The organism is Streptococcus sp. 23.2 (assembly GCF_016648665.1).
Classification (GTDB): Bacteria; Bacillota; Bacilli; order Lactobacillales; family Streptococcaceae; genus Streptococcus; species Streptococcus salivarius_E.
In genome coordinates this window covers 1-15976 of the sequence record NZ_JACLQJ010000010.1, presented here as the reverse complement: position 1 = coordinate 15976, position 15976 = coordinate 1, and the positions used below count along the sequence as shown (strand labels likewise).

The following is a 15976-nucleotide window of genomic DNA, read 5'->3' as shown; positions in this document are numbered from 1 at the left end:
CTCAACTGAGCACGTTTTTAGTTGTCTCCAAGAAATGTTTTGAGATTAGACATATCATTACGCATTTGATCCAATCCTTCTTGATAAATGGCTTCAAACTTTTCAGGATCCTTCTCCAAACGACTAACTTCAAGTGCGTGTTCTGGACGGATAGCATAAAGATTTCCAGTTTTTTCCAAAGCCTCTATCTTTTCAATACTCTTATTGTAGTGGATGTGGCGATTCGAAGCCACTTGGACAAATTCAGGATACTTGCGGTAAAAGAGCTTGTAGATTCGCTTACTCGTTTTAGATGGCTGTTTACGGTAGCCTTTAGGACGTGTCAAAACTACAATGAGTTTGTCAAAACCCAAATTTTCCATAAAATCAATAGGGAGACTATCAGACAGACCACCATCCATGTAGCGTTTACTCTTGTACTCGACAATTTCAGAAACCAGAGGTAGGGCGGAACTTGCACGAAGGGCTTCCATTTGCTCAAAGACATGGTCAATCTTGATATAGTCTGGTTTTCCGGTCTCAATATCTGTAGTGACCACATAGAAGGGAACACCTGAATCAGCAAAGGCCTCCTGATCAAAAACATCCAACTCCATGGGAACCTTATAATAGGAGAATTCCTTATTAACGAAGTTACCTGTTGTCAGCCATGACCAGAAACTCATATAACGACGGTCTCCCATAAAACGCTTGTTGTAGCGAAGGGCTCTTTGGGGCTGGTTAGAAAGGTAATTAACACCAAAAAGTGCTCCAGCCGATACCGAAACAACGCCATCCACCTTAATTCCAGCTTCTAAAAAGGCATCTAATACACCAGCCGTATATAAGCCACGCATCCCCCCGCCTTCGAGGACTAAGCCAACTTTCATTCTAAAATCTCCTTTATGATTGGTTCCGCAAGGACTTGATAACCTTGTGGACTCAAGTGCAAACCATCCGTTGTATAGTTGTCATTTAACTGTCCCATGTTATCAGTAAGGTAATCAAAAAGATCGACATAGGTCACACCGGGGAGGACAGCTAATTGTTGATTTAGCTCACGTACAGTCGTATTATTTCGAATCTTAACCTTAGAAGCATACTGTGATTCTTCACTAACTGGAAAGACACTCAGCAAATAGACCTCAGTAAAGAGGGATTCCTGACGAACTGTCATGATAATATCGGAAATACGAGTGACAATATCTCGAATAGGGTAACCTCTTCCGATGTCGTTAATGCCAATCAAGAGCACCAATTTACTTGGTTCCAAATCTAAGACCTGCTCTTTAAGATGTTCTAAAAGCCAAACCGAGTCTGTTCCTGCAATCCCACGGTTAACAAGGGGAAACTCTCGACCCAGATATTTTTTCAATGCAAAAAACTCCGTGATGGAGTCCCCTGCAAAAACGATTTGGCCTTTGTCTAACTTTTGATTCTCATTCACAAATTTGGCTAAACGCTCTTCTTGATAGGCCACAAGCTCAGGCCTAGTTGTTTCAATCATACTTTATCCTTTTTTCTTAAATATTATACGCACTACTGTGATTAAAGCTAGAAAAGTTCCAAGTCCAAGAAATAGCCAGGCAAGATTTTCAAAACCTGATTTATTAGCCAAAAGGGCACCGGAAAGTAGAAATCCTAATGACAATAAGGCTAAAACCAGATTATTTAATACTTTCTCAAAAACTTTAATTCGACCCGAAAAGTTAATAAAATCATGGTTCACCACAATTCGTCCGTTTAAAATTTGCTCCAAGAGCTGATGCAGACGACGTGGAATGTTCTTCCCATTGCGAATCAGATAAAAGAGTTCAATCAAGATACTCTCTTTATTCAGGGCCTGCTTAAGCATGTCAGGTCCCATATTTTCTAGGAAGTAATCCTTGGCCAGGGTCATAAGATCCATATTTGGTGCTAACTCTCGGAAAATCCCCTCAATTTGAAGCGAAGCTTTCTCCAAAATGGTAATTTGAGAGGAGGCTTTAAGATGATTTTTCTGGAAAATAGCCATCAAATCCTGCAGCAAATCTGTTATAGAGAGACTTCCCAAGTCAATACCAGAATAACGACCTAACATTTGCTCTACATCTTGACTTAGGACTGCACGATTAAGACCATTATCAAATTGTGTAACGGACAAGATGGCCTTGGTCATACCATCAACATCTTGTGCGGTAAAACTGTACAGGATGTCATTTAAGGACGCACGCATCCCCACTTCCAACTCACCCATAATTCCAAAATCAATGAAATAAATCTTGCCATCACGTACCAACAGATTTCCAGGATGGGGGTCACCATGAAAATAGCCATCTTTGAAGACTTGCTTGATAAATGACAGCATAAGTTTCTTACCCACATCTTCTAAGTCATAGCCAGCCTCAATCAGTTGGCTGTAGTGATTAAGCGGAATCCCATTGATATACTCTTCAACTATGAGGTGAGGTGTCGTGAAGGTATCATAGACCTCGGGGACACCTAGACAAGCAACAGCCCTGTTATTGGCCTTAAAGCACTTCATGGCCTCTGCTTCATTCCTGAAATCTAGTTCCTTAATTAAGGTTTCACGCAGATTTTCCAAAACCTCCTGAACATCGACCATGGGGATAAAATGCTTTGGTATGTGCCGTGCAAGCTTAATGAGAAGCTGAATATCTTCCTTAACGACCTCATCAATACCAGGTCTCTGGATTTTTACAATCACTTCCTGACCAAACAATAATCTAGCTCTATGGGTCTGAGCGACAGAACCAGAAGCTAAGGGCTCTTCCGAAAAATCAAGGAAACTGTCAGAAAGCTCATTAGGTAATTCTCGCCTAATGGCAGTCATGACTTCCTCTTTATTCAAGGGAGGAACTGAGCTCTGGAGCTTTGATAATTCTTTGATATAGTTTTCTGGCAAAAGATCAGAGCGCGTGGATAGGATTTGACCAATTTTAACAAAACTAGGTCCTAATTGCTCAAAGGCTTGGCGTAGCTTGACAGGTGTTGTCTGTTGGTCTTGAGGAAGGTGTTTTTCACGATAAGAAAGGAGACCAACTGACGAGAAAACCTTCAACACATGTCTCAATCGTTTACTAGCCATTTTAGACTCCTTACATTTTATTTATTTTGACTGAGCAAAGCGTCAAGTTTTTCTTCAAGACGTTTCACATCATCCTTAGTCGCATACTCAACTGAAGATTTCTTAGCATCAAGTTTCGCTAAAAATTCTTGAGCTTCTTCCTTACTTTGACGTTTGAGCTCTTGTTCCAGTTCCTTACCTTCTTCAACAGTCAAACGCCCCTTTTCAACCAACTCTTTAACAAAGCTATCGGCCTTATCAACTGTCATAGCAGTCAACCCGATTCCAGCTAAGAGAACTTTTTTCAAATCATTCATTATCGTTACCTCCATCTAAGTAGGAAAAGCAAAGAGATAGACTCGCTACTTCTTCGGAAAATATAAGAACGCTTTCACACTTTTATTCTACCACTTTTTCAGAAAATATGTGGAATAACATAAACAAAGTTATTGTGTATTAAAATACTCTCTTTTTACTCATGTCAACAGTAATCCAGATATATCAAAGTTGTACTTTAATACTAAAAAAGAATCTCGAATATTTTTGAGATTCTTAGCCATATTCTATTTGTAAAGGGCTTTACCATTACTTTCGATAACAGACTTATACCAAACAAATGATTTTTTCTTATAACGAGCCAAGCTACCACTACCATCATCATTGCGATCAACGTAGATGAAGCCATAACGTTTACTGAGTTCAGCCGTTGAAGCTGATACCAAATCAATTGGCCCCCATGTCGTATAGCCCCAAAGTTCTACACCGTCTTGAAGGGCTTCGCCAACTTGAATCAAGTGTTTTTGAAGGTAATCAATACGATAATCATCTTCAACTGTTGGACCATCTGGGCCATCAACAAGAACATCCTTAGCACCTAGACCATTTTCGACGATAAACAATGGCAACTGATATCGATCATAAAAGTCATTCAAAACTAGTCGAAGACCGATTGGATCAATAGCCCAACCCCATTCAGATTTTTCAAGGTAGGGATTTTCGACACCACCTAAGATGTTGCCTTTTCCAACCTTATAGTCTTGCGGATTGTGTGCTGTTGCCACAGACATATAATATGAGAATGAAATAAAATCAATGGTATTCTTCAAGATTTCTTCATCACCTGGAGCAAATTGTATTTCAATACCATTCTCTTTGAAATAGCGTTTAATATAGTTTGGATATTTCCCACGCGCATGGATATCTGAGAAAAGATAGTTTTGATTTTCAAACTCGTGAACAGCCAACTGATCCAAAGGATTAGCTGTCATTCCATAAGCTGGCATGGCAAGAACCATACAACCAATCTTAAAGTCAGGGTTGATTTCATGACCAATCTTGGTTGCTGAAGCCGAAGCGACTAACTCATTGTGAACTGCTTGGTAAAGATCCTGTTTAGAGAGCTCTTCCATTGGCGTTGCAATCCCACCTGACATGAACGGTGCGTGTAAAACAGAGTTCACTTCATTAAAGGTCAACCAATATTTGACCTTATCTTTATAACGTGTGAAGACGGTACGTACATAGTTTTCATAAAAACTAATTAATTTACGATTAGTCCATCCATTGTACCGACGCGCCAAGTTGAGTGGTGTTTCATAGTGGGACAAGGTTACAAGTGGTTCGATGCTATACTTGGCCAATTCATCAAAGACTTTATCATAGAAGGCTAGGCCAGCTTCATTTGGCTCAGCATCATCACCATTTGGGAAAATACGAGTCCATGCAATTGACATGCGGAAGACCTTAAAGCCCATCTCTGCAAAAAGTGCTATGTCTTCTTTATAACGGTGATAGAAATCTATACCTTCTAGTTTTAGATTATCTGGTGTTGATTGGTCAGTAATCAAAGGATTCAAGGCCCCGGGTTCAAAGGGAACACCGCCTTTTGGCGTTACATCCTGTACAGACAAGCCTTTGCCATCTAGGTTGTAAGCACCCTCAAACTGGTTGGCAGCTGTTGCACCACCCCAGAGAAAATCTTTTGGAAATGTATATGTCATCTTTTATCTCCTTGCATTGTTCAATTTACTAATAGTATAACACTTAGAAAACGATTACACTTATACTATCTTCTTGAAATCTGATACTATAGCACGAAAAAAACAGACCGAAGTCTGTTTTAATTAGTCATTACTTTCAAGAGTATTTGCTGCTTTGGCTTCTTCTCGCCTAACAACATTATCTTTAACAATCTGATATAGGGTTGCGGCTACTGGCACAGAAACCAACATACCCAAGATACCACCCAAGGCAGAACCTATGGTGATTGCGAAGATAACCCAAATACCAGGAAGTCCGGTAGATCCACCGACCACATAAGGATAGATGAGATTCCCTTCAAATTGCTGCAAAATAACCACATAAGCGACAAACAAAAGCGCCAAGGTCACAGAGTGCGTCATAATCAAGATGGTACCAATCGTCACACCAATATAAGCCCCCACAACTGGAATCATTGCTGAAAAACCAATCAGGATAGAGATAGTCGCTGCGTAAGGGAAGTTAAAGATACGCATCCCAATATAACACAAGGTCCCCAAAATACAAGCCTCAAGCGACTGATAGACGAAGAAATTACGGAATCGATTATTGAGAATAGCAACTACATAGTGGAAAGTCTTACCATAACTACCTAAATAGACGTCTACCAAACGATTGACCTGATTCCCAAGTTTCTCTTTTCCAGCTAAGACATAACAAGAAAAGACAATACTGATAAAAAGATTAATCAAGGTTGATGGCAGACTCGTTAAAGAAGTCAAGAAACTGGTCAAACCATTCATGATTTGTTGAAGCAACTGAGCACTGTAGCTATTGATTAGCTCTCTAACCTGTGTCACACCACCAAAATCTTGAATAATTTTTTGCAAGGATTTGTTCTTAAGCAACCAATTAATCAAATTATTAATAGCTGAGCGATCTTGACTAATCAAGGTATTGATACTGTCAATCAAATCAGGAAGGACAGTGAATACTACCCAAGTAAAGACCAAGCCGATGGTCGCAAAAGCCAAGAGCAGAGCAATAGGACGCTTGATTTTAGCGATAAAACCAAATGGAATAAACTTGACCAGCAGCTTCTCATAAAAAGACATCAGGATATTTACCACAAAGGCAATCCCTGCTCCAACCAGGAAGGGCTGACTAGCAACGTAAATGGTGTTACAAATTGAAACAACTGTTTCCCAGTAAGTATAGATCAAGAAACAGCTGAAAAAGAGGACAGCCAACCAAATGAACTGATTTTTTGTAAATTTCATAGGCACTCCATAATTTAAAATACCCTTCCATTATACACTAAGAAAGGGTTTCTTACTATCTTTGATCATGAAAGCCACTAAAATTCCACCAACTCTTGATCCGTTAAAGGATCAATCAGTTTGACAAAGTGAAAGTTCGATCCATCGTAATCAAAGACTAAGATGGCGCAATTGCCTGGACAAGACTGAAAGGTACGCTCCGGCTCCACAGCATGAAGAAAAGTCATCAAAGCTCCTGCGTGACTGACAGCCAAAATAGATTGGTTAGGATGTTTATCCACTATCTCTCTTGCACCATTTACCACTCGTTCTACAAACTGATCTTGACTTTCCCCACCAAACTGAGCATAATGGTCACCGAAATGCCCCTGAATTTGAATTTTAGGATGAAGATACTCCGGTTGCCCCTCAAAGATACCGAAGTGCATCTCTTTAAGTCCCTTAACACGTTTATAATCAGTACCCCCAGTAGCCAATTCAAGCGTATCAGAAGCTCTTTCAGTAGTCGTGCAGTAATACTGATCAAAAGTCAAACCATGTTTTTCAAAATAGGCACGCACCTGACGAGCCTGGTCCTGACCTTTTTCAGTCAAAGGGGAATCACACCAACCTTGAATTCGATTGAGTGTGTTAAAAAGTGTTTGTCCATGTCGCATTAAATAGAATCGTGTCATTCTTCACCTCCATAGATATACTCTTCTTCTACTGGATTATAAACTGAGACCAGTCCAAATTGACCTTGGTCATAAGTAAAGTGTAAAATACAACAATTTTTAAGACCACGAATATCTGGAACAGGATCTAAAACACGTCTACAGAATTGCAAAATAGATGGACCATGACTAACCAGCAAGGACTTAGAACCATCGGCCACACTCTCCATGATGGCCCTAATCGTCAACTCCATACGATCCCGGACCTGGCTCGTACTCTCGCCACCAAATTGAACAAAGTAATCACCAAAGCCTTGTCCATCAGGTAAGGTTTTAGGAGTAAGATACTCTGGCTGCCCTTCAAAAGCACCAAAATCCTGTCCTTTAAGCCCTTTAAGTCTTTCATAGTCTGTTCGTCCAGTCACAATTTCTAGAGTATCGCTAGCTCTCTCAGAGGTTGACGTAAAGACATGATCAAAAATTGGCTCTTGCTTGGCTAGATACTGACCAGCCTTTTTAGCCTGTTCAATCCCGACTTCCGTCAAAGGGGCATCGCAGACCCCCTGAAGCCTATGATGAACATTAAATCGTGTTTCTCCATGCCTCATTAAATAAAATTCTTTCATAATGTTACCTCTAAACCAGAAATCGGATCAATCACCTGAAGAAGCTCCAATTGACCTTGGTTATAATCATAAACACAAATATTGCAATTCCCAAAACGCACTCCTTCAGGAAAGGCTAAGTCTATGGTAATGATTAATCCCCATAAAGCCGCCCCATGACTGACAAATAGGAGATTCTCAGCACCATCTTTAGTATGTTCTTCTGCTTTCTCTACGACAGTCTTTAAAACCCTCTGTCCAACCTTGCGAATATCTTCGCCACCGTATGGGACCAAGAGATCTTCAAAGGATCGTGAACCTGGACGATGTTTGGGTAGGAGATGCTCTGGTTGAGCTTCAAAAGACCCAAAATTCATTTCTTTAATTCCCTTGAGCTGGGTTACAGTGTACTCAGGCGCCACAATCTTTGCCGTGTCAGTTGCTCTCTCTTGCGTAGATGAATAGACAGCATCAAAGGAAATACCTTTCTTCGCAAAGTACTGCTTAGCTTGTTCTGCCTGACAGATTCCATTTTCAGTTAGGGGAGAGTCACACCATCCCTGAACACGCTTTTGTGTATTAAATAATGTCTCACCATGTCGCATTAAATATAATTTCATTTCTTTACCACCCTTTTTTAATATAAACCTAAATAATCTTCTAAGATAGTCAAGACACCTTGATCCTTATGATGCGGTGCTACTTGGTCTGCCACTTGCAAAAGAGCAGGGCTGGCATTTTCCATCGCATAAGAGCGGCCAGCCATTTGCAGGAGCTCAAGATCATTGTCACCATCACCGAAGGCCATGACATTGGACTCAGACAAGTCCCAGTGGTTAAGAAGCTGCTTGAGTCCCCAAGCCTTGTGCATGCCTTTTTGAATGAAGTCAATAGCACCAAAACCACTGGGAACAGCAACTAGATTGCCATCAAAATCACGATTAAAAGCCTGTGACACACGATTAGCCTCTTCAGGACTCAGCAACATGGTAATCTTGATGAAATCATCCTCTAAATCCTCCAGCCCATTCAAACGTTGAATGGATGCTTCCATGGCGGCTTGCTCTTCTTCTGTTATCATCTCAGCAAAATTAACCCTAGTCCCTTTTAACATATAGGAGCCTTGAGCACCATTAAATATAGTCGGCCTATCTAACAAATCATAATTAAAATAGCTTAGCAAGTTTTCAACATCATTTGATGCCATGAACTCCTGACACAGAAGCTTGCCATAGCTAACCACCTGACCACCATTTTCAGCTACAAAATGCAGGCGATTAAAAGTCTCCGCAAACATGGGTTTAAGACGGCTCATACTATTACCTGATGCAACGACAAAGTGCATATCACGCGCATCCATAGCATCTAAAATCTGACTAAAACGCTCCTTGTCATAGCTCCCTTTATCGTCTAAAAATGTTCCATCCATATCTGTTGCAATCACCTTAATGGTCATAAAGCACCTCCTTGACTAACTCACTCTTATTATAACCCTTTTAGAAAACGCTTACCAGTACCATACTAAGAAAAACTGATACTATTCTTGGATATTTAATGGTCTTAGGATTGTTTTGTAAGCCTAGATTGTTTATAATGATAGTATGAAATTGAAGAATATTTTAAGAATACTATTTTCTCTTCTAATGATTGGTGCCATCGTTGGGGGACTGCTCTACCTCACCATCTACTTCAACAACCGAGATATTAAGAAGCTTTCTATGCCATCAAATAAGGGCGGATTGAACTTTACCATAAAAAATAAAGAGCTCTTAGATCAGTCTGTCCTACTTGAAAAAGGCACTATTAAAAATGTAGACATGCAGATTCTATCCTTCAAGAAGGACGGAAAATATGTTCTACAAAAAGGAAGAACCGAAGATGATAATCCTGAACTCACAGAGCAAAGTATTAAGTACGAAGCTAAGCGACGAGATGCTCTTGCTCTCATTAACGCAGGTTTTTGGTCTTACGAAGGACTAGATCGTCCCTTCGCTCAAAAGGAAATCGAATTGGGCAAAACAGGCCTTCTATATGGAGATGATCAAAATAATATCACTGCCGGAACTTACCCAAATATAGACACAGCTAAAATGTTTACCCACATGGGAAGCAACGGTTGGGATACAGGTGCCTTTGGTATTCTCATTAAGGATAAAAAGGTAGATAAAACCTGGGAGAAAGGTGACCCCGACCAACCAAATGCCCGTTCTATTTACGTAGAGACCTATGACGGTATTATCCGTATTATACAAACCTATGGTCACAACTCCCTCAATAAGGGCTTGAATCACCAAGACGTATATAAACTTTTAAAAAATATAGGCTACTCAAATATTCGCCTTGCCTTCCTACTAGATGGTGGAGGAACGACTCGTATGTATACACGATCTGATAATGGTAAGGAAAAGGTTGCTGGGGCCTTTGTCGACAATAGAACCTATATTGAGTACCTCTATCTCACCAAGCGAGATAGCAATGCTACTGACCCAAATGTATGGCGAGATCCTGAACTCGTAAAAGCAGGTAAGTCCAAGTCAATTACTTATGACGACTATATTAAAGCAATCTACTCAAACGGAAAAGTTTCAGGAACCCAATACCAGTTTAAAATCTTCAAATAATGCAAAAAATCCTCATCTTAGTGAGGATTTTTTATCTTATTTCAAATTGTTCAATGCGGTAAGTAGGTAGTGACCATCACGAATACCTTTACCGACACGCTTAGTATTTTCAAGCAAATCTTGGTAATCAGTATCTGAAAGATTGTCAATGGTAGCCTTCAAATCATGAAGCGACTCTACTGCAATCCCACAGCCATTCTCAAGCACAAAGTGAGACAAGGCTGACTGTTTCCAAACAACAAGCGGGAATCCTGAGGCCAAGTAAAGTGATGCCTTATGAGAGTTGTTATAGCGAAGGTACTCGCCAAAGACACCACTACATGTCTCAGCACTATCACCATCCCAGACAAGCCCAAAACCACCCTCAAGGGCTGCAGGAAGCTCATCAGGTAGGAATGAGCCAAAGTAGGTCTCATTCGCAAGAGCTCTGCTCTCGTCGAAGCCAACACCATAAAGGTTATAAGCAGGTTTCGCAGGAAGTGAGTAAAGATAACCAGCTTTTTCTTGTGCCAGATTACCAGCCACAATAATTGGCTGATTCTTACTTAGACCTGTCTTCTCTTGGAAATTTGGAATCAAATAGTCGAAAATGCCAAGGCTAACAATCTTATCTTCTGCAACCCCTTTATCCACTAAAACAGATTTCATGATTGGATTGTGAGCAATGATACCTGTAACGTTACGGAACGTATCGCTTTCAGTTAATTTCATCCGTAACTTCATCCTAAAGGGTAAAGTTTTATCATTCACAAAACGAAGTGTTTCTAAATCATGAATTAGAAAATAGACTTTAACACCTTTGTTTTTTAGTTTTCTTAACAAATTGCTAAGAAATAAAGTATGATGTAACAAAGGAAATTGAATCACGATTTCATCATTTTTGTTTAAGAATTTAAAGGCTTTAGAATGTGCTCTATATTTATGAATCTGAGCATTTAGCACATTCATTTGATACCAGTCTTTAACCAAAACTTTTAATGGAGAATAACCCAATTTATTTAAAATTACTTCAACATCATTCCGTGCCTTATTTCCAGCATTTTTGACATTGTTATCGTGTAAAAATTCTTCTTTTAAATAGTATTTCATCTCTTATTTCTCATTTTTCAAAAGCTGATTTTTCAGGATAGTATTCATTCAAGATTTCCTTAAAACGAATGATATTCTCCTCTTTAAAGTCAACATCATCATTCACACAAAGTAGTTTTTTACGTCTATCTTTAAAGATAGATTCCAGCTTATCCACCTGATTCAAACCGATTGTCTCTCCGAAACTTTTAGACATAGGGTAAAACTGGTTACTTTCAATTTGCCAATGCTGACAGATGTATTGATTAACATCTACTCCATAGTCTCTAATTGGATTTCGCGATGTTTTATCTAAAGTTTCACCTTCAATTTCCCATAAATGTGCCAAGGTACTCTTCTTCATCGGAACAGGTAAATGCTGGTTCACGTATCCCGTAGGACCCCAAGGCAAGAGTAACAAGTTTTTCAAAACCAAGGAACCATAACGGAAATTAAAGAATTTCCATGGCGAAGACTTCAAAGCCTTCTTATTAGGAAAATGGCGATAAATTAATTCAACATTGTTGTGATAAGTATTCGTAAATGGTGACCAAGGAACTAAGGCATCATAAACAGCTAAAAGCTTAGGCTGACCATTTTTATAAAAATCTGAAGGTTGACTGTCTCTAATCAAGTACATATCATCATTGAAATACAAGTAGTTCTCCGACAATCCTTCAATACGATGAAGATTAAGCTCAATAGCTGCTGAATTATAGGTCGGTAGGTATTCTTTAGGCATAAATTCCCTATGAGTAACCAATTTGAGTTTTGGATGTTCCAAATTCAACCAGTCTGGCTTTTGCCCATTGGTAATCAAATAGACATTATTTACCCAAGGAGCATGCTTTTCAATCATTCGGAACCAGTAATTAAAAATACCATAATCACGATAACGTTGCTCACCATCAATATCTTGGTTCAAATCAGAAACATTCTCAGTAACTGCTTGTTTCTCACGGATAAACTCTGGGGCACTTCCATCTACCCAAAGAACAACGATATCAATTTTTTCTTGTGTCATATAGTAAATTCTTTCTCAACGACTTCTAGAGCACGCTCAATGACCACGTGCATGTCGTAGTATTTATAATCTGCAAGACGTCCACAGAAGATTACCTTGTCATTTTTCTCAGCTTCTTCTTGGTACTTAGCAAACATGGCATTGTTCTTTTCATCATTGATTGGGTAGTATGGTTCATCTCCACGTTTCCAATCAGCTGGGTATTCACGTGTGATAACTGTCTTAGGTTGTGTATTATACTCGAAATGCTTATGCTCAATAATACGAGTATAAGGAATCTCACGCTCTGTGTAGTTGACCACGGCATTTCCTTGATGATTTTCTTCATCCAAGACTTCGTGTTCAAAACGAAGACTGCGATACTCCAACTCACCATGTTTATAATCAAAGTACTGGTCAATCATTCCTGTAAAGACAACTTTTTCAGCTGAAGCTTCAAGCTCTTCACGATTGGCAAAGAAGTCAACTCCAAGCTCTACTTCTACATCTCCAAGCATATTTTCAATGATGACATTGTAACCACCAATCGGAATTCCTTGGTAACGGTCATTAAAGTAGTTGTTATCAAAAGTCAGACGAACAGGGAGACGTTTGATAATAAATGGTGGAAGGTCTGTGGCAGAACGTCCCCATTGTTTTTCAGTGTATCCCTTAATCAACTTTTCGTAGATATCTGGACCAATCAACTTGATGGCTTGTTCTTCCAAGTTTTTAGGATCAACATCTTTCATATCAGCCGTTTGCTCAGCAATCTTGTCCTTAACTTCTTGAGGAGTCTTAGTGCCCCACATAGCATAAAAGGTATTCATGTTAAATGGAAGGTTGTAAAGACTGCCCTTGTAGTTAGCAATCGGTGAGTTGATATAGTTATTAAACTCAGCAAATTGGTTGACATAATCCCAAACTTTTTTATTTGAGGTATGGAAAATGTGGGCACCGTACTTGTGAACGTTGATACCTTCAACATCTTCACAGTAGATATTGCCACCGATGTGATCACGCTTGTCAATCACTTTTACTTTTTTGCCACGTTTTGTAGCTTCATGTGCGAAGATTGCTCCAGACAAACCAGCACCAACGATAAGATAATCGTACATATTTTTCTCCTTAGTTTTTCATTAACTGTTGCTTCAAGTCTTTCATATCAACGACACGTAAGACAATAATCAAGACGATATAAATGATAGCACCGACAAGACCATCTACTGCTACATTTAGCATTGGTTTCAATTGCACAAACATCTTAAAGACAAAGAGTCCAAAATACATGACAACTGATGCTAAGATAATTTTTGACATGGCTGGAAGGATTGACACATCTTTGATGAATTTCCTTGAAAAATTCAATTGAATAACCCATACCAAAGCCTCTGTTAAAACTGATACAATTGAGGCCCCGACAAAGCCAAATGGAGGAATTAACAAGAGATTAAGTCCAACACTGACAACAGCCGGAATAGTCGTAGAGAGCATAAACTCACGATGTTTATTGTGTGGAATCAAAATCTGGATTCCCATAATATTTGTCCAACCGATAAAGAACATCCTAAAGACCATAATAGCAATGGCAAGATAAGCCTCTTGGAAATCTTTCCCTAGGAAGAAACTCACAAAGTCCTTATTAACAATCAAGAGACCCGCTATTATCGGGAAAATCACAAGATTATAAATCAAGAAAGACAACTCATGCATCTTGTTAACGGCCTTATGGTCTCCGCTAGATAAAAGACCAGATACCCTAGGAAGCATTACACTACCTAAAGAGGTCACTAGTGTTAAGAGGATATTGATAATCTTCAATGCCTGGTCATAAATACCGACGTCATTGGTAGATGACAAGGCACCCAACATCGTACGATCCAAAGTCACGTATAGTGAAATGGCAACCTGAGGGAGAAACAGCAAAATAACAGGTTTAAGATGTTTCTTAGCATAAGATAAATCAAATTGCGGTTCTTCAATGTAAGGTCTCGCTGGTAACCACATACTTAATTGCCCAAGCAATTCAAAGAAGGTCAATAGGAAAACATAGAGATACAAATCACCAGGTGTTTTCACAAATAGGAAGATAGAAATAACTCCTAAAACCTTTACCGTTGTATTCCTAGCGGTAATACGACGAAAATCCTCCAAACCTTGGAATAACCAAGAAATATCCATTCCTTTCGATATCAAGCTTAATCCTAAGATATAAGCCACCATATTTTGCATACCAGGAAAGAACAAACATAATGATGTATACAAGACAAGAGACAAAATAGTCGCAATCAATTGGAGGGTATAAATACCCCAGAAATTTTTACGAATATCCTTTCGATGTCCTGAAATCTCTTTAGTACCATAGTTAGCAACACCTAAAGTCGCCAAAAGAATAAAGTAGGTCACAATCGAATTAAAGTAACCATAAGTACCTAAATCCTTAGAACTAAAAATCCTAGTAACATAAGGTGTCGTAATGATTGGTAAAACAATGACCAGTAATTGATAGGAAAGATTGTAGGCGTAATTTTTTAAAACTTTCATTTATTATCTCTACTTAAATTCTTTTATCTTTTATTTCATTAACAGAAACAAGACTTGCAAATAATGTAAACATAAAAATATTATATCCTGGTCTAATCCAAAATGCCTCAATCATACAATTGATTGTTATTAAGGAGAGTAACATAAGAAGTAATACTTTACCTTCTTTATAAATTTTTATGGATGCCAAAACATAAACTAATACAAGCAAGACTACAGGAACAATTCCATAGTAGAATAACATTTGAATATAAGAGGAATCAACATAATTATAACTGAGTACTGACTCTGTAGTACCACCATAACCAATAAATTTCACATTATTAGTTCCAAAAAGGTGTAACTTGTATGTATCAAGGGCATTTTTACCCAAAAAAAGTCTCATACTGAAGAAGTCGTTCAACTTAACAAAAAATGGTGAAGAGAAAGAAAAATGGTAAGACAAATAAAACATCAATGATGAAAAAATTGCCGCAAAGTAGGGTAGTATGTAATAAACTTTAAATTTCTTTTCTTTAGTATAGTACATTACTAAAAAAATAATTACAGCTATTAAAACAGACATAGAATTCAATCTAGCATCACAAAATTTGATAATAAAGGCTGACAAAGCTACTCCAACAGCCACCCTTAGCCAAATATACTTTTCTCTAAGTAAATATCCCCAAGCAATAAATAAATAAAAACAGTGGGAGGCAAAATCTGTAGGATAAATAAAGCCAAATGAATTTCTTATAACTAATCCAGAAGATCTAACTTGAGCAAATTGTAAATTTGGTAGAAGACCGATTAATGAAAGTAAGAATATACCTATGACAATTGAACCAGCAACAAACACATAAGTTTTTAAAATAACATCTACATCAACATCGTATAGTAGTAAAATCAATAATGAGTATAGGAGAAAATTGGTAGCACCAGTTTGTAAAAAAACACATAAACTTGTTACGATTAAAAGAATTCCTGAAACAATGAATAATATACTGAAATTTTTAATAAATAAAAACCTTAGTGACAACACTAATACAACACCAATCAAGAGAATAGTTGGTAACTGAGGGAGAGTTTTATTAAGAACCGAAGTCATAATAACATCGTACCCAACAATTAACGATAAGACCAAAATAACCAAAAGGTTCTCAAACTTAATTTTTAACATAATACACTTTTACCTTA

Annotated in this window: 16 protein-coding genes; 1 reads left to right on the top strand and 15 read right to left on the bottom strand. The window is 38.4% G+C overall.

The features are described from left to right. Positions 1-17: 17 nt before the first annotated feature. From H7T98_RS06440 to H7T98_RS06395, 10 genes are all read right to left on the bottom strand, one after another. Positions 18-869, bottom strand: a complete 852-nt coding sequence (locus H7T98_RS06440; RefSeq protein ID WP_201061512.1) for a patatin family protein — start codon at positions 867-869, stop codon at positions 18-20. Then, the gene (locus tag H7T98_RS06435) at positions 866-1486 is read right to left on the bottom strand and encodes an SGNH/GDSL hydrolase family protein (RefSeq protein WP_037600606.1); all 621 of its coding nucleotides are present in this window, start codon (positions 1484-1486) and stop codon (positions 866-868) included. Before H7T98_RS06435 ends, H7T98_RS06440 begins: the two co-directional genes overlap by 4 nt. 3 nt (positions 1487-1489) lie before the next feature. Beyond that, positions 1490-3067, bottom strand: coding sequence for an ABC1 kinase family protein (locus H7T98_RS06430; RefSeq protein ID WP_049545854.1), 1578 nt, complete (start codon positions 3065-3067; stop codon positions 1490-1492). A 17-nt stretch (positions 3068-3084) separates the two neighbouring features. Next, entirely contained in the window at positions 3085-3363 is a 279-nt protein-coding gene (locus tag H7T98_RS06425) for a phasin family protein (protein WP_013990645.1), read from the bottom strand. A 246-nt stretch (positions 3364-3609) separates the two neighbouring features. After that, positions 3610-5046, bottom strand: a complete 1437-nt coding sequence (locus tag H7T98_RS06420; RefSeq protein WP_145516901.1) for a glycoside hydrolase family 1 protein — start codon at positions 5044-5046, stop codon at positions 3610-3612. A 123-nt stretch (positions 5047-5169) separates the two neighbouring features. Continuing rightward, positions 5170-6306, bottom strand: a complete 1137-nt coding sequence (locus tag H7T98_RS06415; protein WP_201061510.1) for an AI-2E family transporter — start codon at positions 6304-6306, stop codon at positions 5170-5172. Between the two features lie 77 nt (positions 6307-6383). Beyond that, positions 6384-6980 (bottom strand): histidine phosphatase family protein, encoded by a 597-nt coding sequence (locus tag H7T98_RS06410; RefSeq protein WP_037600597.1) that lies wholly within the window; start codon positions 6978-6980, stop codon positions 6384-6386. Next, positions 6977-7585, bottom strand: coding sequence for a histidine phosphatase family protein (locus H7T98_RS06405; protein WP_037600594.1), 609 nt, complete (start codon positions 7583-7585; stop codon positions 6977-6979). The genes H7T98_RS06410 and H7T98_RS06405 overlap by 4 nt, the downstream gene beginning before the upstream one ends. Further along, a complete protein-coding gene (locus H7T98_RS06400; protein ID WP_037600592.1) occupies positions 7582-8184 on the bottom strand; it encodes a histidine phosphatase family protein in 603 nt (200 codons plus the stop codon). Before H7T98_RS06400 ends, H7T98_RS06405 begins: the two co-directional genes overlap by 4 nt. A 17-nt stretch (positions 8185-8201) precedes the next feature. Continuing rightward, positions 8202-9020: a Cof-type HAD-IIB family hydrolase gene (locus H7T98_RS06395; protein WP_155213303.1), complete on the bottom strand. Its 819-nt coding sequence runs from the start codon at positions 9018-9020 to the stop codon at positions 8202-8204. A 145-nt stretch (positions 9021-9165) separates the two neighbouring features. Between H7T98_RS06395 and H7T98_RS06390 the strand changes: the two genes are divergently transcribed. Further along, the gene (locus H7T98_RS06390; RefSeq protein ID WP_173018421.1) at positions 9166-10185 is read left to right on the top strand and encodes a phosphodiester glycosidase family protein; all 1020 of its coding nucleotides are present in this window, start codon (positions 9166-9168) and stop codon (positions 10183-10185) included. Between the two features lie 36 nt (positions 10186-10221). On the opposite strand, the gene H7T98_RS06385 is transcribed toward H7T98_RS06390, so the two are convergent. Genes H7T98_RS06385 through H7T98_RS06365 form a run of 5 tightly spaced genes read right to left on the bottom strand, consistent with a single transcriptional unit; the run spans position 10222 to position 15959 of the window. Next, positions 10222-11274 (bottom strand): galactofuranosyltransferase, encoded by a 1053-nt coding sequence (locus tag H7T98_RS06385; protein ID WP_037600584.1) that lies wholly within the window; start codon positions 11272-11274, stop codon positions 10222-10224. Positions 11275-11284: 10 nt separating this feature from the next. Then, positions 11285-12277: a stealth family protein gene (locus H7T98_RS06380; protein ID WP_021144211.1), complete on the bottom strand. Its 993-nt coding sequence runs from the start codon at positions 12275-12277 to the stop codon at positions 11285-11287. Continuing rightward, entirely contained in the window at positions 12274-13374 is a 1101-nt protein-coding gene (gene glf, locus H7T98_RS06375; protein ID WP_037600581.1) for a UDP-galactopyranose mutase, read from the bottom strand. Before glf ends, H7T98_RS06380 begins: the two co-directional genes overlap by 4 nt. A gap of 10 nt (positions 13375-13384) precedes the next feature. Continuing rightward, complete coding sequence (locus H7T98_RS06370) at positions 13385-14800, bottom strand: flippase (protein WP_021144213.1); 1416 nt, start codon at positions 14798-14800, stop codon at positions 13385-13387. Between the two features lie 13 nt (positions 14801-14813). Beyond that, positions 14814-15959 (bottom strand): polysaccharide polymerase, encoded by a 1146-nt coding sequence (locus tag H7T98_RS06365; protein ID WP_201061508.1) that lies wholly within the window; start codon positions 15957-15959, stop codon positions 14814-14816. Between the last annotated feature and the right edge of the window lie 17 nt (positions 15960-15976).